Source organism: Acinetobacter sp. YH12252, assembly GCF_013417365.1.
Classification (GTDB): Bacteria; Pseudomonadota; Gammaproteobacteria; order Pseudomonadales; family Moraxellaceae; genus Acinetobacter; species Acinetobacter towneri.
Map to the genome: position 1 here is coordinate 187,554 of NZ_VPEA01000002.1, position 21,189 is coordinate 208,742.

The following is a 21,189-nucleotide window of genomic DNA, read 5'->3' on the forward strand; positions in this document are numbered from 1 at the left end:
AAAGATACGTTTTTTTTAATCTAGACTCTATGCGAAAGGCCAAGAGATTGCTAAATTTCATCGTAATTCATAACCAGTTTTCACTTGGACTAAATTGAAGTCATTTGTGGGGAGATTAAGATGACGGACATGAACGATTACGATGATGTAGAAGATTCAACTGTAGACGAAGATGAAGCGAAAGCGGCTGAAAAAGGTGCAGCAGAATCAGAAGAAGGTGCTGTAGATGGTGATCTTGCAGAAGCAGAAACTCTCACTGTAACTGCCAAACTAAAACAGCGTCAGGCATTGGAAGATGAAGTGGCTGCATTCTTGGCGCGTGGCGGAAAAATTACCGAAGTGCCACCAGATGAGTCTGCGCGCGACTAATCTGTTGAACGTGCTTGCTGAACTTGTTGATTGAATTTATTCGTTGAACTGTTGAGTGAGTTAGGGCGGAGCACTTGCTAGGCAGACTGCTCTAATGCTTATACCTTCAACATAAAAAAGCATCACCTTGTATAAAGGGTGATGCTTTTTTTATGCGCGATGATCGTCATCACTGTTATTGCTCAATCGGCTTATTCAGCTGCTTGGCTTAATTCCAACGCACGTTGATAGGCAATTTTCTTTTTAATCCCTGTTAGATCAGCCGCCAATTGTGATGCTGCTTTTACCGATAAATCTTGCAACAAACGCTGCAATAATTGATCTAATTTTTCTTGTTCCATGTCTTTTTCTTCGCTCGCTCCCCCCACCACCAATACAATTTCACCTTTTTGTTGATGATGATCTGCTGCGATAAATTCAGCCAATTCACCTAAAGTCATTTTTTTAATGGTTTCAAAGGTTTTGGTGATTTCACGGGCAAAGCCAACAGGGCGATCTGCACCAAACACGGCAGCCATATCTTTGACTGAATCTAAAATTCGATGTGGTGCTTCATAAAAAATCAGGGTTTGGGTTTCATCTTTTAGCTTTTCAAGTTGTTGTAATCGCTGTGACTGTTTAGAAGCGAGAAATCCCTGAAAACTAAAGCGATCACTTGGTAAGCCAACCGCACTGAGCGCTGCAATGGCTGCACATGCACCCGGCACAGGAATCACACGAATACCATTGGCTTGTGCTGCACGAACCAGTTTAAAACCTGGGTCGCTAATCAGTGGTGTACCTGCATCGCTAATGAGCGCCATGTCTTCGCCATTGAGTAATTTTTGGACTAAAATATCAATCTTGTTGCTTTCGTTGTGTTCATGGCAGGCTGTAAGCGGAGTTGAAATATTAAAATGTTTCATTAATTGTGCAGACGTGCGGGTATCTTCAGCGGCAATTAGGCTGACCGATTTGAGCACATCAATTGCACGGTAGCTCATATCATCTAAGTGACCAATTGGGGTAGCAACAACAAATAACTGGGCACTCATTGAGTTTTCTCCGTGGGAAATAGCAAACTAAAATAAAAATGATGGAACACGAAACAACAGCAGTATTGGCTTGCGTCTGATACAAGTTACAGACCAAGCGCTTATTCTACCTGAATTGCAGTCTGGCGTGTGAAACTCACGTCATCGCACTTCAGCGAATACTAAGATTGAGCACCATAACAAAATAAAAAATTGGATATAGCATGAATCAAAAAACACTGCAGCAAAGTATCGGCACATGGGCAGAGCAGACGGCTTGGCACTATTTACAACAACACGGCTGGCGAATGCTGAAGCAGAATTATCACAGTGTTTTTGGTGAAATAGATGGGATTTTTATTCAAGCAGAACAACTGATTTTTGTAGAAGTTAAAGCACGTTCTCAAACCCGTTATGGCAAAGCCTACGAAGTGGTGTCTGCATCCAAGCAGCGTAAAATTATGAAAACTGCCCTGCAGTTTTTAACAGAATATCCACACTATTCAGAATATTATTGTCGTTTTGATGTGATTTGCTTTGATTTTTCTCGGCAATTTGCAAAAACAGTACAGCAAGACTTTTCCAAATTCCCGTATGATTTGCAATGGATTGAAAATGCTTTTACTTTTGATGCAGACTTGATTAATCTTTGAGTGAAATTTAAAGCAAAAGCATCAGTCGGTGTATTGTTGATCGTGCAAATCTAAGGATGAAATGCACAGCACAAGCCAGAATTGAAAGAAAATAATAGGAGTCTTGCTGAGTGTTCAAGCGTATTGCAGTGACCTTGCTGTGTGTAGCAAGTTTATCGGGTTGTGCAAGTTTTATTTCAAGTGGCACAGGCACTGCGCCAGTGGGTACAGAAAGTGGTGCACGCTCACTTGGGCAAGTGTTTATAGATAACTCTATTGAACGTACTGCAAAAATTAATTTATATAAACTGGATTCACGTTTTAAACAATCACGTGTCAATATAGAAAGTTTTCATGGCAATGTGTTGTTGACAGGGCAAGTGCCTGACGCCCATTTAAAACAATTAGCAGAAGACAATGTGCGTGCCATGAGTGATGTAAAAACCATCCATAATTATATTACAGTGGGTAATCAAATCAGCTATAGCACCATTATGCAGGACACCACGGTCACTGCAAATACCCGTGGTTTGATTATGAAAGCGCCTGTGGTGTCAGACAGCAAAGTGCGTATTCATACCGAAGATGGCGTGTTGTATGTGATGGGACGTTTGAACAATGCAGAATTGCAGGATTTAAACCAAGTGCTACAACAAGTGGGCAATGTCACTAAAATTATTACCCTAATTGATAATATTGAGCTACAGCCGAGCAACAACGCGAACTTTGTCAGCCCAATGGTTGCTCCAGAAACACAAACGCCAGTCGCGATTGACCCAGATCAGGTTGAACCGACGCATGTTCAATAATGTGGAACACTGGTTTAAACAACTGAATAAAACTTTAGAACAGGCGAAACGTATTTATGAAGAATTTCGCCTGTATAGTTTGGGCAGCTATGCGCTGAACCGTTTAACCCCACGTCAGGGTTATACCGTTCAAAGTAATATTGCTTATGGTTTACGCGCGCGACATCGTCTGGATTTGTACCGCACTACAACACCACGCCCGCAGCGTCCACTCATGGTCTTTGTGCATGGCGGGGCATGGTCACGTGGCGATAAGCAGGATTATCGCTTTGTGGGCGAAGCATTTGCCAAAGAAGGCTTTGATGTCGCAGTGATGAACTATCAGCTCGCGCCACAGCATATTTTTCCCACCTATATTGATGATTTAACCCTTGCACTGAATTACTTGACTCAGCAGCAACACAAACTGGGTATTTCTACGGCACAGGTGGTGTTGATGGGGCATTCAGCAGGGGCGTTTAATGTGATGTCCTTGTTGTACCATCCGCAGCCGTATGCTTTAAGCTGTAAAGATCACATCCGTGCCATTATTGGCTTAGCAGGGCCTTATCATTTTGATTATAAGGATGATCCGCTATGTGCCGATGCCTTTGATCAAGAGGTGCCGTATCAGGATGTGATGCCGTATTATTTTGTGGAGCCGAATTCAGTCAAACACTATTTATTGGTGGCAGAAAAAGATCAAATTGTGGGGGCAAGTAATGCCACAGACTTCGACCACGTATTAAAGAAATATGGCAATCATAGTGAAATTATTGTCATTCCAAAAACAGGGCATGTCAGTGTTATGGCATCGGTGTCGAGTTTGTTTAGTCGTTTCTTTGCGACCAAACGCCAAATTATGCGTGCTTTAGATCAGGCACTTAAAGATGCGTGATGTTGATTGATCTTCTGTGGAAAATGGTAATTAAAAAAACCGTTGCAGCTTATGGGGTGCAACGGTTTTTTAAATGCAAGATTGCGAATTAGACTTATAGCCAAGCTTTGGTGTCATCTGCCACAGGCGTGCCTTGGGTCACATGCATAATCATGGCATGGGCGATACTGCCTTTAAATGGAATATCAGGCAGTTGATCAAACTTAAAGAACTGTGCATCACGAATTTCTTCTTCCTGTAACTGAATTTCACCGCCTGCATATTCAGCTTTAAAGGCGATCATTAAGTTACTTGGAAAAGGCCACGGCTGGCTGGCAAGATACTGAATATTTTTAAGTTGTACGCCAACTTCTTCAAAAGTTTCACGACGTACTGCTTCTTCGAGTGTTTCACCCACTTCAACAAAGCCTGCGATTAAACCGTAAATGGGCAGTTTATTGCGTGCATTACGCGCCAATAAGACTTCATCTTCACCACGAGTAATCACGGTAATGACACATGGATTTACGCGCGGATATTGGTGATAGCCACAAGCAGGGCAGACCATGGCATATTGAGTCGCATGGACTTCGGTTTTATGACCGCAATGGCTGCAGAATTTATGATTGCGACGCCATTCGAGTAACTGAATGGCACGGCTAGCTTGTTCAAACTGTTGGGTGTTCCAAACTTGTAAAAGTTGTCGGATTGGAACCAGTTGAAAGCCTTCAGGGATAGATTCATCTTCAAGTAGATCTCGGGCAATCACTTGATCACCCGAGCTAAAACTTAAATCACTTGCCAACTTTTCCACACGTGGTAATTGGAAGTTTTCATCGACCAAAAGTTGTTGTTGCTGAAAAATATATGCAAGTGAGAGTTCAGTCATTAGGCTACAGTTTTCAATTTTTCACTACTGTCCAATGCTACCTTAAACATGCTTTGCAGAACAGGTTGTTTGTTCTTTAAATTGTCAATCAGCATATCTGCACTGGCAAGCGTATCTAAGATATTGTTGACCTGTTCAGCTGTTAAGTTTTGCCCTGCTTCAACTTGTGCATGCACAAAATCTGCAGATACTTTCAGTGCTTTTTGACCACTTTCAGCATTCAAGAACAACATTGCCCCTGCAACTTCACGAATTTGCGCTGAAGTATGCTCTAAATCTGCAACACTTTGAGTTTGTAGGTGCTGTGTCAGTGTTTGCGTGATTAAGTCAATCAGTAACTTGGTTTCAGTCAGCAAGGCTTCGTGTGCTTCATCTAAACGATCTAGCGAAATGTTCATGTTATTCACACGTAACTGCAAACGGCTAGAGGTGTGGTGACGTTCAAGCACACCGATTGAGTTCATGGCCGATAAAATCACGTTCATTAATTGCTGGGCAAAGTTTTCATCTTTGAGTAATTCAGGACGGCTTAATGATTCAGCTTGGCGTTGTAAGTCCAAATGCGCTTCATTTAAGTTCAAGACTTTAAACAAGTTTGCTAACTCTGTTAATTTGCCTTGTAATTCCAGCGTTTTTTCAGGACTCATGTTTTGATAGTTGTATTCAATATCATTGCGAATTTGTGTCATTTCTGTGGTGACCAAATCGCTAATGGTATGCATGGTGTCAAAATCTGGACCATATAAATGACGGCTGAATACTTGGAGCTGCATGTCGGTGAGTAAGTCTTCACCAATATTCATTTGACTGCGAATATGTTGAGAAATTTCATCTTCTTGACTAATACACAGGCTCAACACATTCGCAAGATCAGACAAGCTGGCGGTAAAGCTTTCTGGCGTAGCAAAGTATTGACGCATATTGTGCTCAATACTAATAAAAGTACGCAAACGTGGCTCATTCAACAACAAGTTATCAATATGGTTAAAGGCAACGTGTACTAAGCCCCAATATTGCTGACTCGGATGTTGTTCTGCCAAACCTGCCAAATACGTTCCTACCAGTTTAATCGCTTGAAGATCCATGGCAGATTCTTCTTGCTTGAGCAGGTTATGTAATGACAGTTTATATAAGCGATGCACATAAGCCGACTTTTCTAAAGAAGGCACTTGCGGCAATTGGAAACTTGGAGTGATGCAGTCCAATAAAGTTTCAATATGCTGACCTTCCTGAGTCAATGGTTTACCCAATGCCAATTCTAAACGGTTTAAAGTGTCGAGTAGGAATTGTGGAATTTTAACTTCACGTAGGCAAATAAACTCAATATAACGCTTGAGCATGGTGGTGCCTTCGCTAAGTGCAATGACTTCCAGCGTGTTGATATTGCTTGGATTCCCCATAATTTTACGCATCAGCTCTGCTGAGTATTGCGCAATTTTTGCCAAGCTTTCCATATCAATTAAGGCTAAAACCTGAGCACACTGTTCAAACTGATTCAGTGCATCATCAATCCCAAAAGGCAAAGTTTGATCTTCTGCTAAGGTGCTTACTGCGGATTCAACCAGTTTGATAGAATTATCAACCTCATTTTTTATTATCAGTAAGGCAGTTGGATCAAAATGTATAGAGGTTTGGTAAGACATGGATCTGCACCTTTCCTAGTGTTTTATCTGTTTGTTGGTTCTTTGCAAAATACACAAAGTCCTATTTGCTTTAACTATAACTGAACTGGCAAATCTTTAAATACATAAAATTACAAAACTCGTAGATTTTATTTGGCAAAAAAGCAAGGTTTACCGTGTTTTTCTTCAAATTGTTTGACCCAATTCTCATGTGCAGCCAATTCTTCTTCTGATGGCAGAATCACAGCAAGATCAATATCAATGCTTAAACGATCACTTTGACGTTGCTGTTCTTCGCTTGCAGACAGAGCATCCATATCAAAGGCGACTTGTCCGCCAGTCATTGCCAAGTAAACATCGGCTAGAATTTCAGCATCTAGTAATGCGCCGTGGAACGTACGGTCACGCGCAGGAATTTCATAGCGTCTGACGAGCGCATCGAGTGAGTTTTTTTGCCCAGGGTGTTTGTTTTTTGCCATCAGCAATGAGTCCGTTACGGTACACACGTCTGATAAATTGCCCAAACCTGCACGACTGAACTCCATATCCAAGAAGTTCATATCGAAGGTAGCGTTGTGCGCGATAATTTCTGCACCTTTAAGATACTGATACAGCACATCGGCAATTTCGGCAAATTTGGGTTTGTCTTTTAAGAACTCATCTGAAATACCGTGAATGTTTTCTGATTCACCGACCAATTTCTCAGGCTGAATATAAATGTGGATAGAGCTGCCCGTGAGTTTACGGTTAATCATTTCTAGTGCACCGACTTCAATAATTCGGTCACCATCTTGATAGTAAAAACCTGTGGTTTCGGTATCCAGAATCAGTTGGCGCGGGCCGTGTAGCTGCATTGTGGCAGGGGTGACCACAATATGCGGATGCGATTGAGTTGTGTTCACTGCGTCAACGCGAGCTGATGGATTGGTTATTTCTACTTCAGCTTCGTCTGTGATTGTTGATTCAGTTGCAGGCACGTTCTCTGCTGTTTCAAGTTCCGTGACAGTTGTCTGATGAGTTTCCTGAAGCGTATTTTGAATATCTTCTGTTTCAGCCTCGGCATCAGCGCCCATTAAATCAAAACCAAAGGGGTCATCTAACAACCAGTCAGATTCGGTTTTTTTTTTATCATGTTCTGAGGTGTCTGCTGCGGATGTGACTAATGTTGCACTGAGGGTTGGGTTTGAGTCTGCGGTTTTTAACATTTTGCTGACTTGATCTGCACCCACATTGGCGAGTTGATCTGCCATTTCATTACCTGCATGTCCTGCGTGACCTTTAATCCAGTGCCATTCAATTTCACGACCTTGACAGACCGCATCTAATTTTTGCCAAAGGTCAGGGTTTTTGACATCTTTCCAGTTTTTCTTTTTCCAACCGTGAATCCACTCGGTAATGCCTTGTTTGACGTAATTGGAGTCAGTCCAAATAATCAGCTTGGCATCCATTGGGCAAAATAAAATGCCTTCAATCGCTGCAGTCAATTCCATACGGTTATTGGTGGTTTGAGCTTCGCCACCATATAATTTATGTTCTTCTTGTTCGGTAACAATATACGCACCCCAGCCACCCAAGCCAGGATTACCACGACAAGCACCATCAACATATAAAGTGATTGTTTGAGACATAAATCAGATCCGCAGGTTGTGCAAAATAAATCAAAATGAAAAGCTATTGTATATCGCAAATTCGGTTTAGACGTGTAAATCCTGTCTATTTTTTAATTTCTTGTAACATTTATAGACGAAACGCGCTAAATTAATGCCTTGTGTCGTTGTCTAGCTCTACTACAATGGCAAGTCTAAAAAATAATTTATATACGAGTTGTTTGGATTTTTTTATGTATAAACCAACCACGCGCATGTGGCAGCCGACTTTACCTTCATTTTTAAAAATTACAGTTTTAGGTTCAGCATTGGCTGCCCTTGGCTTGATGACGGGCTGTAGCTCGACGCAGGGTGCGAGCAAGCCACTCACTTCAAGTCAGGTCGGTTCGGGTTATTTAGATGCCAGTACTTTAGATGGTCTGGAAGATTTACTCTCTGCAACCGATATGCGCGCGGTAGAAGGTGACCGTTTATTAATTTTAAAACACGGTGATGTCTGGAAGCGTATGACCGTTGGTTTCAAAATGGATTTAAACCATTGGAACCCACGTATTGAAGCGCAGCGAGGCTGGTTTATTTCACGTCAACCGTATTTGGATCGTTTAAGTGCGCGTGCGTCACGTTATTTGTATCACACGGTTAAAGAAGCTGAACGTCGTGGTATGCCAACTGAATTGGCGTTGTTACCTGTGATTGAAAGTTCCTATGACCCTGCAGCAACCAGTAGCGCAGCTGCCGCAGGTTTATGGCAGTTCATTCCAAGTACAGGGCGTATTTACGGCTTAAAACAAACTTCGATGTACGATGGTCGCCGAGATGTCGTGGAGTCGACTCGTGCTGCCTATGAGTTTTTGGGCAGTTTGTATAATCAGTTTGGTTCTTGGGAATTGGCATTGGCGGCTTATAACGCAGGCCCGGGTCGTATTCAACAAGCCATTAACCGCAATAAAGCTGCAGGTTTACCAACCGATTATTGGTCTTTAAAACTGCCGCAAGAAACCATGAACTATGTGCCGCGTTTCTTGGCGGTAGCACAAATTATTAAAAGCCCGCATGCTTATGGCGTGTCTTTACCCCCAATTGCCAACCGTCCACACTTCCGTGAAATTAATGTGGGCGCGGTGAATTTAAATGATGTGGCCAATATTACCGGTCTCAGCCGTGCCGAACTGTATTCGCTTAACCCTGGACATCGTGGGGATCGGATTGACACCCAAAGTCCAATGCGTATTTTGATTCCTGCAGATTTAAGCCCAACAGTCGATGCACGATTGAAAAAACTACAAGGTGGTGGCGGTTTATGGGCAAGCAATAGCAGCAACACACCATCGTTTTCATCTTCTGGTGTGACCATTACACCATCTAAATCTGAGCCACCTGCGTTAACGACCAGTACAACAACCAGAACGACTACAGGCAAGCCTGCTGCCTCTACGGCAGTCACAACTACCACTACACCAAGCACAGCATCGACTACAGCCAGTGTTTCAAAACCAGCAACGACTACGCCTACACGTTTGTCACGTACGCCACAAGGTTCGGACGCTTTGGCAGCATTTGCTGCGGGTAGCGATATTCCAAGTGCGCCGCGTATTCCTGTTGCTGTTACACCTGCTGCCAATATTCAGCCTGTGCGGATTGAACCACCAATTTCCAATACTGAGCGTGAGCAAATTCTTGCAGCAGTGCAGGCAGAAGGTAGCAATAAAACTGTAGAAGAAGTGTTGCAGCCTGTGGCTTCTAAAGCAGAACAAGAACAACTTGTGGCTGAGTTAAAACAAATTGCGCCTCAAGGCACTGAAATTGTTGATCCATACGATGGAAAAATTAAGCTGACCGCTATTCAGACCAGTCTGTCTGTTGCAGAGCAGCAAGGTAAAGAATTAACCAAAGGTTTTGCTTACCCGAAAAGTGTGGCAGAAAATACGCGCCTAGATTCAGAAGAAGCAAAGCGTAACCAAGGTAAGAATTATGTGCGTACGGAGTCTGAAGTGGTGGTCGTACCACCAAAAGGCAAACGTACCACGTACACCGTGTTAGCGGGGGACACCTTGGCCAGTATTGCCATGAAAAATGGCTTGAACTGGCGTGATATTGCCAAGTGGAACCAAATTGCTCCAGATGCAACTTTGTATGTGGGCACCAGTATTTATTTATACGACGCCAAGCCACAAGTACAGGCAGAGCCTGCTAAGCCAAAAACCATGCCTGAGCAATACGTGGTGCAAGCCAATGATACCTTAACAGGTGTCGCCAGTCAGTTTGGTTTAACTGTAAAACAATTGGCAGATTTTAATAACTTAAGCACCACCAGTGGCTTATTTGTAGGGCAGCGTCTAAGTTTAAAAGAAACGGCTGCATCTAAAGCCAAAGCAGAAGCCGACAAAAAAGCCGCAGAACAGGCTGCAAAAATCGCAACCAAAACTTACGTAGTGAAGCGTGGCGAATACTTAAAACTGATTGCAGACCGTTATGCCTTGTCAAATCAGGAATTGGCTGATTTAACTCCAGGTTTAAACGCGAACAGTAGCTTATTGGTTGGGCAACGCATTAATGTGCCTGTAAATGAAGTGACTGCACAAAAAACGGAAGCGAGCAAAGCTGAAGCCAGTAAGTCAGAAACAAAAGCAGCAGAGCCAAACTATCCGACTGAAAACTACCAAGTACAGCGTGGTGATACTTTATCGAGCATTGCCAACCAAGCCAAAATTTCTTTGGCAGAGCTCGCCAGTTTAAATAATATAAGCACGCAAAGCGGTGTGCGCATTGGTCAAACCCTCAAAGTGCCTGCAGGTGTCAATGTGCCTGAGCGTTATACGGTACAACGTGGCGATACCTTATCGGCGATTTCGACAAAATATAATCTCAGCCAAGACTATATTGCAGACTTAAACAATCTAAGCCGTAACAGTGGTTTAAGAGCAGGACAAATTCTTAAACTCACGGGGGATGTTCCTGAGAAAAAAGCCCAAGTTGAAGCGGTGGCTGAAACCACCAATGATATTCACGTGGTCAAAGCAGGGGAAACTTTAAGCAGTATTGCGCGCCAATATAAATTGCAATTGAATTATTTGGCAGAGCTGAATGATCTTTCACGTACTGCCAATGTCCGCATTGGACAACGCTTAAAAGTCGATGCCAGCGCTGCAAAAAATGAAGTAAAAACAGAGGTCGTAAGTGCTGCGAAAAGCAGCAGTAGTAAAGCCACCGAAACTTATACCGTTAAAAGTGGTGAGTCTTTAAATTCGATTGCCAGCCGTGTGGGTGTGTCGGTTGCAGAATTGGCGAGTTTAAATAACTTAACGCCACGTTCAGGTTTACGCATTGGACAAAATATTCAAGTTCCCAAAACCGTAACTGAATATAAAGTGAAACGTGGGGATACGCTGATTGGCTTATCCAGTCGTTATGGCATCGACACCAAAGCATTGGCAGATTTAAATGATATGCAGCCAAATACTCAATTGCGTATTGGCGATGTGATTAAAGTCCCGAATCTGTAAAGTTTAATCCTGAGGATGTCATGTTTTGACGGCATCCTCAGGAATACTGCACAAGGAGCTGTGTGCATGTCATTTGCCATAAAAAAGACACATCAATATCTGGGCTGTATTTTAGGTTGTGTGGTCTTGCCGCAGTTTGGATGGGCTGCGTTACAAACCACGCCCTATATTGCCGTACATAGCCAGCCTCAGTATGTGGGGCGCTCGGCTATGCCTTATGCCAACCCGCAAGCGCCCAAAGGTGGCGATTTAATTCGTGCCAGTAATGGCACTTTTGATAATTTAAATGACATGAATGGTAAGGGCAGCTCAACCGATGGGGTGAGTTTTATATTCGATTCACTCATGAGCAGTTCTTTAGATGAGCCGGGGGTGATGTATCCCTTATTGGCAGAAAAAGTCAGCTATGACCCCAAGCAAACTGCATTTGTCATTTTTCATTTAAATCCTAAAGCTAAATTTAGTGATGGCAGCCCAGTTACAGCAGATGATGTGAAATTCAGTTTTGATGCTTTTCAGACCAAGTCTAATCCAGGTTTGCAAATGTATTTATCCGATTTAGATAAAACCACGGTCTTGTCTAAGCATCAGGTTAAAGTCAGTTTTAAATCCACTAACAATGCAGAAATGCCGCTGATTTTGTCGCAAATGCCAATCTATTCTAAAAAAGACTGGCAAAAGCGTGACTTTACCCGCATCACACTAGAACCGATTTTAGGTTCAGGGCCGTATCTTATTGAGCGGATTGATGCAGGGCGCAGCATTACTTATAAGCGTAATCCAAATTATTGGGGCAAAGATTTACCCGTAAATAAAGGGCGCTATAATTTTGACCGCCTGAAGTATGTTTATTATCGCAATCTGGATATTGCCTTCGAAGGGTTTAAGTCGGGGCAATACACGTTGCATGAAGAATATACCGCACGAAAATGGGTCACTGAATATCGTTTTCCTGCTGTGAATGCGGGCATGGTGGTCAAGCATAAATTTCAGCACCAAAACCCAATTCCGACCCAAAGTTTTGTTTTTAATACCCGCAGACATGCGTTTCAGGATATTCGTTTTAGGCAGGCTTTAACCTACGCTTATGATTTTGAATGGCAAAACAAAGCCTTGTTTTATGGGCAATATCGCCGTTTGCAAAGTTATTTTTCTAACAGTGAATTAGAAGCCAAAGGCACACCTTCAGCCGCAGAATTGTCTGTTTTAAAACCCTATTTGGCCAAGCTGCATCCTATTCAACGCCAAGGCGTATTGCAAAATTGGCAGTATCCTGTGACTGATGCCAGTGGCTTTAACCGTAACGGCTTGCTTAAAGCCCGTGAATTGCTTTTGAAAGCGGGTTATCGTTTTCAGCAAGGTAAATTGGTCGATGCCAAAGGCAAAGCCATTCAAATTGAATTTTTAATTCATCAGGATGGTTTGCAACGCACATTAGTGCCTTTTGTGCGCAATATGAAACGTCTGGGCGTTACGGTAAATATTCGGCATGTCGATGTGCCGCAATATATTGAACGCATGCGCCGTGCCGATTTTGATATGACCACCAGTGTCATGCCGCAATCTTTAAGTCCAGGCAATGAGCAAGCACAGCTTTGGAGTAGTGCTGCCGCAGATCAACCAGGAAACTATAATTACGCAGGCATTAAAAACCCAGTAATTGATGAAGTGGTACAACAGTTGATTCGTGCGCCTAATCGTGAACAATTGATTGTGCGTACCAAAGTTTTGGATCGTTTATTGCGTGCGGGGTATTATCAAATTCCAACCTATGGCAAAGGTGAAAACTGGTATGCCTATTGGAATATGTATCGTCAGCCCGCCATCAAACCTAAACTATCGGCAGGAATTGATTATTGGTGGAGTGATGCTGCCCAAGCCAAGAAAGTTGCACATTATTTACGTCAACAATAACGATTTTAAAACTCAAGCATGACAGTGTTTGCGATAAACCAGAACATTGCCAAAAGGTAAGTACATGGGCACATACATACTCAAAAGATTGCTCCTGATTATTCCAACCTTGTTTTTCATTTTATTGATTAACTTTGTGGTGATTCAAATTGCACCGGGCGGTCCAGTCGAACAGGCGATTCAGCAAGCCGAAGCCTTTCAGGGCATGGGGGCGACAGGCGGTGAAACTGCTGCAACCTCCAATAGCAGCAATTATCAAGGTGCTAAAGGTTTAAGTGATGAAATGGTTGCAAAAATCGAAGCGCAATATGGATTCGATAAACCTGCACATGAACGCTTTTGGCAAATGCTCACCAGCTATGTGCAGTTCGATTTTGGCACCAGCTTTTTTAAAGATAAACCTGTGACCCAATTGTTATGGGAAAAATTACCTGTATCGCTATCTTTAGGTTTATGGAGCACCTTGCTGATTTATTTAATTTCTATTCCTTTAGGCATTAAAAAAGCCCGTCAGCATGGCTTGTTGTTTGATAAAGCCACTTCTATTTTGTTGGCGATTGGCTATGCCATTCCTGCGTTTGCCTTTGCTATTTTACTGATTGTATTTTTTGCAGGCGGTTCATATTTTCAGTGGTTTCCTTTACAGGGTTTGGTGTCTGAAAACTTTGCTCAATTGAGTCTGTGGGGAAAAATCACCGATTATTTTTGGCACATGACTTTGCCTTTATTGGCGATGGTGATTGGTGGTTTTGCAGGGCTGACCTATCTGACCAAATATTCATTTATGGAAGAATTAAACAAACAATATGTGTTGGCGGCACGTTCTAAAGGTCTTACTGAATCGCGTGTGTTATATGGGCATGTGTTTCGTAATGCCATGCTGATTGTGATTGCAGGTTTACCCGAAGCGTTGGTGAGTATTTTCTTTGTCGGGAACTTGTTCATCGAAATTATTTTTAATTTGGATGGATTAGGCCTGCTTGGTTTTGAGGCGATTGTACAGCGTGATTATCCTGTAATTTTTGGTACTTTGTTTATTTTTACCTTATTGGGCTTAATTCTACGCTTAATCAGCGATGTGTTATATCAGGTGATTGACCCACGTATTAGTTTTGAATCGCGAGGGGCAAAATAATGTCACCGATCATGCAGGCGCGTGTGCAGCGTTTTAAACAGAATAAATTGGGTTTGGGTTGTTTCATTGTCTTTATCATTATTTTTGTGTTGTCTTTGGCGGCAGAACTGATTGCCAATGATAAACCGTTATTGGTCAAATATGAGCAATCTTTATATCTGCCAGTGTTCAAGGCTTATCCTGAAACGACCTTTGGCGGTGTATTTGAAACCGAAGCAGATTATAAAGACCCAGTGGTGCAACAACTGATTGCAGACCGAGGATGGGCAGTTTGGCCGCTCATTGAGTTTTCTTACCAGACCCCGAATTTAGATTTGGCCGTTCCTGTACCTTCTGCACCAACTGCACAAAATTGGCTAGGTACAGATGACCAAGGGCGCGATGTGTTGGCGCGAATTTTATATGGCTTGCGTGTATCGCTGTTATTTGGCTTTGCATTGACTTTTGCATCGGCAGCTTTGGGCATTTTGGTCGGGGCAATTCAGGGCTACTATGGCGGCTGGGTCGATTTAATTGGTCAGCGCGTTTTAGAGGTGTGGGGCGGTTTACCGATGCTGTTCATGGTGATGATTTTGGTCAGCATGTTTACCCCAAGTGTGTATTGGCTATTTGTGATTATGCTGTTATTTGGCTGGACGACACTGGTCGGCTTGGTTCGAGCAGAATTTTTACGCGCCCGAAATTTTGACTATGTCCGTGCAGCGCGAAGTTTAGGCGTAACCGATCGTACCATTATGTTTCGGCATATTTTACCCAATGCCATGAGTTCGAGTTTGTCGCAGTTGCCATTTATGCTAACCGCCAATATTACAGCTTTAACCGCACTGGATTTTTTAGGTTACGGCTTATCGCCCGATGCAGCATCTTTAGGGGAGTTGTTGTTACAAGGTAAAAATAATTTAAATGCACCGTGGTTGGCATTGTCAGGCTTTTTTACCTTAGCAATTGTGCTGTCCTTGTTAATTTATATTGGGGAGGCGACCCGTGATGCATTTGATCCAAGACGTTAATTCTTCAACTGCATCACAGCCTGCAGTATTGCTAACAGTCAGTCATCTGCGTATTCAGCAGCAACAGGTTTTATTGCACGATTTAAACTTTGAGCTGCATGCAGGCGAAACCATTGCTTTGGTTGGTGAAAGTGGTTCTGGAAAATCTATTAGTAGTTTGGCATTGCTGGGTTTATTGCCCGAACATTTACAGGTGCAAGGTCAGGCAGTCTTTGCAGAACAAGATTTACTTCGCCTTAAACCGCAACAATTGCGACAAGTTCGTGGTCAAAAAATTGCCATGATTTTTCAGGAACCAATGACGGCTTTAAATCCGTTGCATCGAGTGGAAAAAATTATTGGTGAAAGTTTATTACTCCAAGGTTGGAGCAAAGAAAAAACGCGTGCCCGGGTGCTGCAATTACTTGAAGATGTCGGCATTCCACAGCCTGAAGAAAAACTAAAGCGTTATCCACATGAATTATCTGGGGGGCAACGTCAGCGAGTGATGATCGCAATGGCGTTGGCACTCGATCCCGATATTTTAATTGCTGATGAACCAACTACGGCTTTAGATGTGACTTTGCAGGCGCAGATTTTGGATTTATTAAAAAGCCTGCAAGTGCGTCGTAATATGGCCATGATTTTGATCAGCCACGATTTGAATTTAGTCAAACACTATGCAGATCGGGTAATTGTAATGAATCAGGGGCGGGTCGAAGAACAGGGCAGTGTGGCAGATATTTTTAATAGACCGCAGCAAGCCTATACCCAAAACTTGTTGAATCATGATTTTGGTGAAGCTTTGCAGGTTGATGAGTTGCCGACCATTTTGGAGTTGGAGCAGGTTGCTGTGAAATTCCCGATTAAACAAGGCTTGCTGAATCGGGTTAAAGATTATGTGGTTGCGGTTGAGCCGTTAAGCTTGCAACTTCCGCAAGGTCAATCTATTGGTATTGTCGGTGAAAGTGGTTCGGGTAAAAGTTCATTGGCACTTGCAATTGCACGATTGATTGAAAGTGAGGGAAAAATTGAACTACTTGGGCAAGATTTGAATCAACTGAATGAACGCCAATTGCGTCCCTTACGTCAGCAGTTTCAAATTGTATTTCAAGACCCGTTTAGCAGCTTAAATCCACGTTTAAATGTGGAGCAAACCATTGGTGAGGGTTTGGCATTGCAACAATTGTCCAAGCCTGAAATCATCCAGCGCATTGATGAAGCTCTAAGCAAAGTGGAATTGCCTGTGAGTTTTAAACAACGCTATCCGCATGAATTGTCGGGTGGGCAACGACAACGGATTGCATTAGCACGCGCGTTGGTGCTGCGTCCTAAACTGTTAATTATGGATGAGCCGACTTCTGCCTTAGACCGTACCACGCAACGTGCTGTCGTGCAGCTGTTACGCCGTTTGCAGCAGCAAGAACAGATGAGCTATTTGTTTATTAGCCACGATTTGCAAGTGGTGAAAGCACTGTGTCAAAAAGTGTTGGTGCTGCATCAAGCGAAAGTCATGGAATTTCAAGATACTGTACAGTTATTTAGCCATCCGCAAACAGAATATACCCGTCAATTGATTGCTGCCAGTGAGTATTAAACCTTCAATATTTTTAAACAGCTATTTCGGCTGGCTGACTTGTTTTACCATTTTGACAATAAGATTTGTCAAAATGGCATTGACCTGTTCCGAAAAATCTTTAGAGTAAAAAAGACCAATAAAACACAATACGGAACAGTGTATGAGCCATCTTGCCGAAACAATTCAGATTCGTAATACCATGTTTAAAAATCGCATCATTAAAGGCGCGATGAGTGAGGCGCTTGCCAACACGGCAGGGCAGCCGAATAGCCTGCATTTAGGTCTATATGAAGCATGGGCAAAAGGTGGTTTGGGCTGTGCCATCACTGGCAACGTAATGGTCGATTTACGTGCCAAAAATGAACCGGGTGTTGTGGGAATTGAATCAGACCGAGATATAGAAAAGCTCAAACAGTGGGCAGAAGTTGGTAAACGTTATGGCATGGTGCAATTGGTACAGTTGTCACATCCTGGGCGGCAATGTCCGAAAGGTTTGAATAAAGAAACGGTTGCACCTTCGGCTGTGCCTTTTAGTCCAAGTTTAGCTTTGAGTTTTGGTACACCACGTGAACTACATGAAGATGAAATCCTCGATATTATTCAGCGTTTTGCCAAAGCTGCACAGATTTGTGAGCAAGCGGGCTTTGAAGGGATTCAACTGCATGGTGCGCATGGCTATTTGATCAGCCAGTTTTTATCGCCACTGACCAATAAACGCCAAGACCAATGGGGCGGCAATATTGAAAACCGTATGCGCTTTTTGATGCAAATTTATCAAGCGGTACGTGCAGCGACCTCAGACAATTTTATTGTATCAGTCAAACTAAACTCTGCAGATTTTCAACGTGGCGGCATCACTGAAGAAGAAGTGATTAGCGTGTTTAAAGCCATGGATGAAGCAGGTATAGATATGATTGAAATTTCAGGTGGTACTTATGAAGCACCCGCGATGGCAGGCTCTAAAGCTGATAAACGTAAACCAAGTACCATTGCCCGTGAAGCCTATTTTTTATCTTTTGCGGAATTGATTCGCAGTCAGGTGAAATGCCACTTAATGGTGACAGGTGGTTTTAGAACGGTAGTTGCCATGAATGCTGCTTTGGACAGTGGTGCATGTGACTTTATTGGGATCGCCCGACCATTTGCGGTAGAAACCGATTTAGCCAACCGTTTGTTGGCGGGTCAAGATGTACGTTACGGGGTCGATAAAATTAAAACTGGTATCCCGATGATTGATAAAATGGCAATTATGGAAATTATTTGGTATGCCGCGCAGTTCAAAGCAATTGCACAAGGCAAGCGTCCAAACCCAAAACTCTCGCCTTTAAAAGTCTTTTTCAAATATTTAAAAGGCAATTTAACTGCGGTGATTAAAGGACAGGTCAACTCACGTAAATCAGCTTGATTCGTATTTTTCAAACCTCAGTGGACGGATTCAAAGCTTAAACTATGGTTTTTGAATCAGTCCGCACAGATTGAAATATAAAACTAATGCGTTAGATAGCAAAAAGCCCAAGTCATATTGATTGGGCTTTTTGTTGAGATGTAAACATCTCGAATATGGCGTCCCTACGGGGATTCGAACCCCGGTTACCGCCGTGAAAGGGCGATGTCCTAGGCCTCTAGACGATAGGGACAAATAGAAGTTTATATTTTTAAACCATGTAACAACCAATGCAGTTGTTGAGAATATGGCGTCCCTACGGGGATTCGAACCCCGGTTACCGCCGTGAAAGGGCGATGTCCTAGGCCTCTAGACGATAGGGACTTAAAAAAATATCTACTTCTGAAATTGGCGTCCCTACGGGGATTCGAACCCCGGTTACCGCCGTGAAAGGGCGATGTCCTAGGCCTCTAGACGATAGGGACGTTTCAGAGGTGGGCGTATAATAGGGCGTATAAGGGGGGGTGTCAAACGCTTTTCTGCAATAATTCTGAAAAAAATGTTCAACTGAATAAAATTAAAACTATTCTGCTGTCGTGATACGTTTGAAGCGGTAAAAATCATGCTTTTCAAGTTATTTTTAAATGGACACATTTATTAGAGCAGCATGATTTTCTTTGTATTTTGCAGTATTCATTGCTAATCAACACAACTCAAAAAACAAGGCAATCCGAAGATCGCCCCTATTGTTTTACATCATCGCTAAAAAAGCATTATGATTTTTTGTGATAAATCATGTAATAACTGAGATAGCACAACACAATAAAAATCATACAGCCAATAAAACCTGCCAGCATTTCAGGGTCAAACACCATACTTAAGCAAGTAATAAAACAGAACACAAAACCTAAAATAGGCACTATTGGAAATAGCGGTGCAGCAAAACCTAAGTCCTGCACGGTTTTACCTTGTTTATACCATTGGCGACGGAAGTTAAACTGGCTTAAACAAATGCTCATCCAGACCACGACCATGGTAAATGCAGCCACACCCAAGAGGTTTTTAAAGATGGTTTCAGGCGCAAATTGTTCAGACAATAAACCTGGCATTGCACCGAGCATGGTGACCATGACTGCAATATAAGGAATACCACGCGCATTCACCTTAGAAAAAATCTGTGGTAATTGCTTTTGGTGTGAGAGCGACCACATCATTCGTGAAGCTGCAAATAAACCTGAGTTCGCTGCAGAGAGTAACGCTGTGATAATCACAAAACGAATAATATCTTCCGCATAAGGAATACCAATCTGATTAAACACCGTTACAAAAGGACTGCTGCTTACACCTTCTGCAGCCAAACCTGCAGCCTGATGTGGTAGCAAGGCACTAATCACCACAATGGTACCTACAAAGAAAATCAACAGACGGAAAATTGCGGTATTGATTGCTTTAGGCACGTTTTTGGCAGGGTCTTTGGTTTCACCTGCGGCAACACCAATCAACTCTGTACCTGAAAAGGCGAAATTAACAATTAACATGGTTGCAAAAATAGGGAATAGCCCTTCAGGAAACCAACCTTGTGCGGTTAAATTGCTAAATAAAGGTGCAGAGGTATAACCTTGATAAGACACAGCACCTAAAATTGCCATTAAACCCAAAACGATAAAGGCAATGACAGTCACGACTTTGACCAAAGATAGCCAAAACTCAGATTCTGCAAACAAGCGCGTGGAAATCATATTCAAACCAAATACAACGCCACCAAAAATCAGTGTCCAAATCCACATGGAAATATGCGGGAACCATTCCTGCATTAGCAACGCAGCGGCGGTAAATTCTGTGCCTAAAGTGACCGACCACGTGAGCCAATATAACCAAGTGATGGTATAGCCCGTGCCAGGTCCAATATATTGTTTGGCGTATGCCCCAAATGAACCTGAAACAGGCATGTGTACGGCAAGCTCGCCCAAACACAGCATCACCATATAGGCAATTAAACCACCAAAAATATAAGCGATGATGGCGCCAACGGGGCCTGTTTGTGCAATGACTTCACCTGAGCCTAAAAATAGACCTGTGCCAATAGCACCGCCCAGTGAAATCATAACCAAATGTCGAGTGCTCATCGCACGTTTTAAAGGCATAGTATTGCCTTGATGCACAGCATCATTTTGATGATTCGATGACGGCATAAGTGATAGGAGAAAAAATGAAATGAAGCGAAGTATTGTAGAGAAAAACTACAAATCTGCAATCTTGAAATAATAAATTTGGATTAGAAATGATCGTATAGCACGATAAATGGCGTCCCTACGGGGATTCGAACCCCGGTTACCGCCGTGAAAGGGCGATGTCCTAGGCCTCTAGACGATAGGGACGTTGCGAGGTGATGCGTATATTATGAATTTTTAGCGACAGTGTCAAACCTGAATCTAAAAAAACTGCCGCACTATTTGTTATTTGCTTAAAAAATAATACATCTTTAAAAATAAATCAGTGCATGTAAATTTGAATACGGTGCATCATTTTAATGATCAGGGGTTTGATATTGCTTTTCAGTGGTTGTTGTTTGTGTGGCTGCGGGTTGAGTGCTTGGTTTAGGTTGAGCAGGCTCACGATTCACAATATAAAGATACAACGCAGAAGGCGCGAGAATGACCAAAACCAAGACAATTTTTTTCAACATGGCAGAATCAATAACACAAATTGGAATATTGCCATTATAACCAAAGCCAGCTCAAAAGACTGCATGCATAAAAGCTGATTCGCAGTAAAAATCATTTTGATGCTCAGTCTTGTGGTTGAAAAGCACGAATCAAAACCACAACACTAAAAAGAAAACAGGACGACAAACGCAGTCTGTCATCCTGTAAACATCTCAATGTTCG

The 21,189-nt window shown here is 42.6% G+C and carries 16 protein-coding genes and 4 tRNA genes; 10 read left to right on the plus strand and 10 right to left on the minus strand.

All coding sequences use genetic code 11. The features are described 5' to 3' along the window. Positions 1-120: 120 nt before the first annotated feature. Positions 121-369, plus strand: a complete 249-nt coding sequence (locus FTV28_RS03330; protein ID WP_004972644.1) for a hypothetical protein — start codon at positions 121-123, stop codon at positions 367-369. A gap of 191 nt (positions 370-560) precedes the next feature. On the opposite strand, the gene rsmI is transcribed toward FTV28_RS03330, so the two are convergent. Then, complete coding sequence (gene rsmI / locus FTV28_RS03335; protein ID WP_178319212.1) at positions 561-1,403, minus strand: 16S rRNA (cytidine(1402)-2'-O)-methyltransferase; 843 nt, start codon at positions 1,401-1,403, stop codon at positions 561-563. Between the two features lie 203 nt (positions 1,404-1,606). Between rsmI and FTV28_RS03340 the strand changes: the two genes are divergently transcribed. From FTV28_RS03340 to FTV28_RS03350, 3 genes are all read left to right on the plus strand, one after another. Further along, positions 1,607-2,035: a YraN family protein gene (locus FTV28_RS03340; RefSeq protein WP_154320492.1), complete on the plus strand. Its 429-nt coding sequence runs from the start codon at positions 1,607-1,609 to the stop codon at positions 2,033-2,035. Positions 2,036-2,145: 110 nt separating this feature from the next. Next, complete coding sequence (locus FTV28_RS03345; RefSeq protein ID WP_004972649.1) at positions 2,146-2,823, plus strand: BON domain-containing protein; 678 nt, start codon at positions 2,146-2,148, stop codon at positions 2,821-2,823. Next, a complete protein-coding gene (locus FTV28_RS03350; RefSeq protein WP_179988918.1) occupies positions 2,813-3,700 on the plus strand; it encodes an alpha/beta hydrolase in 888 nt (295 codons plus the stop codon). The genes FTV28_RS03345 and FTV28_RS03350 overlap by 11 nt, the downstream gene beginning before the upstream one ends. Positions 3,701-3,794: 94 nt before the next feature. On the opposite strand, the gene nudC is transcribed toward FTV28_RS03350, so the two are convergent. The 3 genes from nudC to dnaQ form a co-directional block, all read right to left on the minus strand. Further along, the gene (nudC, locus tag FTV28_RS03355; protein ID WP_096902169.1) at positions 3,795-4,568 is read right to left on the minus strand and encodes an NAD(+) diphosphatase; all 774 of its coding nucleotides are present in this window, start codon (positions 4,566-4,568) and stop codon (positions 3,795-3,797) included. Next, a complete protein-coding gene (locus FTV28_RS03360) occupies positions 4,568-6,211 on the minus strand; it encodes a chemotaxis protein (RefSeq protein ID WP_179989406.1) in 1,644 nt (547 codons plus the stop codon). Before FTV28_RS03360 ends, nudC begins: the two co-directional genes overlap by 1 nt. Before the next feature lie 128 nt (positions 6,212-6,339). After that, entirely contained in the window at positions 6,340-7,818 is a 1,479-nt protein-coding gene (dnaQ, locus tag FTV28_RS03365) for a DNA polymerase III subunit epsilon (protein ID WP_179989407.1), read from the minus strand. 212 nt (positions 7,819-8,030) lie between these two features. Between dnaQ and FTV28_RS03370 the strand changes: the two genes are divergently transcribed. The 6 genes from FTV28_RS03370 (at position 8,031) to FTV28_RS03395 (ending at position 18,322) form a co-directional block, all read left to right on the plus strand. Then, positions 8,031-11,300, plus strand: a complete 3,270-nt coding sequence (locus FTV28_RS03370) for a LysM peptidoglycan-binding domain-containing protein (protein ID WP_004972658.1) — start codon at positions 8,031-8,033, stop codon at positions 11,298-11,300. Between the two features lie 66 nt (positions 11,301-11,366). Further along, positions 11,367-13,214 (plus strand): extracellular solute-binding protein, encoded by a 1,848-nt coding sequence (locus FTV28_RS03375; protein WP_004972660.1) that lies wholly within the window; start codon positions 11,367-11,369, stop codon positions 13,212-13,214. Between the two features lie 64 nt (positions 13,215-13,278). Continuing rightward, on the plus strand, positions 13,279-14,349 hold the full coding sequence (locus FTV28_RS03380) for a microcin C ABC transporter permease YejB (protein ID WP_004972662.1): 1,071 nt from the start codon (positions 13,279-13,281) through the stop codon (positions 14,347-14,349). Then, entirely contained in the window at positions 14,349-15,359 is a 1,011-nt protein-coding gene (locus FTV28_RS03385) for an ABC transporter permease (RefSeq protein ID WP_179988923.1), read from the plus strand. The genes FTV28_RS03380 and FTV28_RS03385 overlap by 1 nt, the downstream gene beginning before the upstream one ends. Further along, on the plus strand, positions 15,337-16,935 hold the full coding sequence (locus tag FTV28_RS03390) for an ABC transporter ATP-binding protein (protein WP_179989462.1): 1,599 nt from the start codon (positions 15,337-15,339) through the stop codon (positions 16,933-16,935). The genes FTV28_RS03385 and FTV28_RS03390 overlap by 23 nt, the downstream gene beginning before the upstream one ends. A 142-nt stretch (positions 16,936-17,077) precedes the next feature. Continuing rightward, on the plus strand, positions 17,078-18,322 hold the full coding sequence (locus FTV28_RS03395; RefSeq protein ID WP_004972669.1) for an NADH:flavin oxidoreductase/NADH oxidase family protein: 1,245 nt from the start codon (positions 17,078-17,080) through the stop codon (positions 18,320-18,322). A 156-nt stretch (positions 18,323-18,478) separates the two neighbouring features. On the opposite strand, the gene FTV28_RS03400 is transcribed toward FTV28_RS03395, so the two are convergent. The 6 genes from FTV28_RS03400 to FTV28_RS03425 all read right to left on the minus strand — a co-directional run bounded on the left by FTV28_RS03400 (position 18,479) and on the right by FTV28_RS03425 (position 20,987). After that, positions 18,479-18,554: transfer RNA gene (locus FTV28_RS03400), tRNA-Glu, on the minus strand. A 55-nt stretch (positions 18,555-18,609) separates the two neighbouring features. Next, positions 18,610-18,685 (minus strand) — tRNA-Glu (locus FTV28_RS03405). A 25-nt stretch (positions 18,686-18,710) separates the two neighbouring features. Next, positions 18,711-18,786: transfer RNA gene (locus tag FTV28_RS03410), tRNA-Glu, on the minus strand. 288 nt (positions 18,787-19,074) lie between these two features. Next, on the minus strand, positions 19,075-20,493 hold the full coding sequence (locus FTV28_RS03415) for an amino acid permease (RefSeq protein WP_026438458.1): 1,419 nt from the start codon (positions 20,491-20,493) through the stop codon (positions 19,075-19,077). A gap of 110 nt (positions 20,494-20,603) precedes the next feature. Further along, positions 20,604-20,679, minus strand: a tRNA-Glu gene (locus tag FTV28_RS03420). A gap of 149 nt (positions 20,680-20,828) precedes the next feature. Next, positions 20,829-20,987, minus strand: coding sequence for a hypothetical protein (locus tag FTV28_RS03425; RefSeq protein WP_004972674.1), 159 nt, complete (start codon positions 20,985-20,987; stop codon positions 20,829-20,831). Between the last annotated feature and the right edge of the window lie 202 nt (positions 20,988-21,189).

Excerpts from the sequence above, each read along its gene's own strand:
- nudC (WP_096902169.1), bottom strand. The coding sequence starts at position 4,568 with ATGACTGAACTCTCACTTGCATATATTTTTCAGCAACAACAACTTTTG.
- FTV28_RS03380 (WP_004972662.1), top strand. The coding sequence starts at position 13,279 with ATGGGCACATACATACTCAAAAGATTGCTCCTGATTATTCCAACCTTG.
- FTV28_RS03330 (WP_004972644.1), top strand. The coding sequence starts at position 121 with ATGACGGACATGAACGATTACGATGATGTAGAAGATTCAACTGTAGAC.
- FTV28_RS03370 (WP_004972658.1), top strand. The coding sequence starts at position 8,031 with ATGTATAAACCAACCACGCGCATGTGGCAGCCGACTTTACCTTCATTT.
- dnaQ (WP_179989407.1), bottom strand. The coding sequence starts at position 7,818 with ATGTCTCAAACAATCACTTTATATGTTGATGGTGCTTGTCGTGGTAAT.
- FTV28_RS03425 (WP_004972674.1), bottom strand. The coding sequence starts at position 20,987 with ATGTTGAAAAAAATTGTCTTGGTTTTGGTCATTCTCGCGCCTTCTGCG.
- FTV28_RS03390 (WP_179989462.1), top strand. The coding sequence starts at position 15,337 with ATGCATTTGATCCAAGACGTTAATTCTTCAACTGCATCACAGCCTGCA.
- FTV28_RS03350 (WP_179988918.1), top strand. The coding sequence starts at position 2,813 with ATGTTCAATAATGTGGAACACTGGTTTAAACAACTGAATAAAACTTTA.
- FTV28_RS03415 (WP_026438458.1), bottom strand. The coding sequence starts at position 20,493 with ATGCCGTCATCGAATCATCAAAATGATGCTGTGCATCAAGGCAATACT.
- FTV28_RS03360 (WP_179989406.1), bottom strand. The coding sequence starts at position 6,211 with ATGTCTTACCAAACCTCTATACATTTTGATCCAACTGCCTTACTGATA.
- FTV28_RS03375 (WP_004972660.1), top strand. The coding sequence starts at position 11,367 with ATGTCATTTGCCATAAAAAAGACACATCAATATCTGGGCTGTATTTTA.
- FTV28_RS03395 (WP_004972669.1), top strand. The coding sequence starts at position 17,078 with ATGAGCCATCTTGCCGAAACAATTCAGATTCGTAATACCATGTTTAAA.
- FTV28_RS03340 (WP_154320492.1), top strand. The coding sequence starts at position 1,607 with ATGAATCAAAAAACACTGCAGCAAAGTATCGGCACATGGGCAGAGCAG.
- rsmI (WP_178319212.1), bottom strand. The coding sequence starts at position 1,403 with ATGAGTGCCCAGTTATTTGTTGTTGCTACCCCAATTGGTCACTTAGAT.
- FTV28_RS03385 (WP_179988923.1), top strand. The coding sequence starts at position 14,349 with ATGTCACCGATCATGCAGGCGCGTGTGCAGCGTTTTAAACAGAATAAA.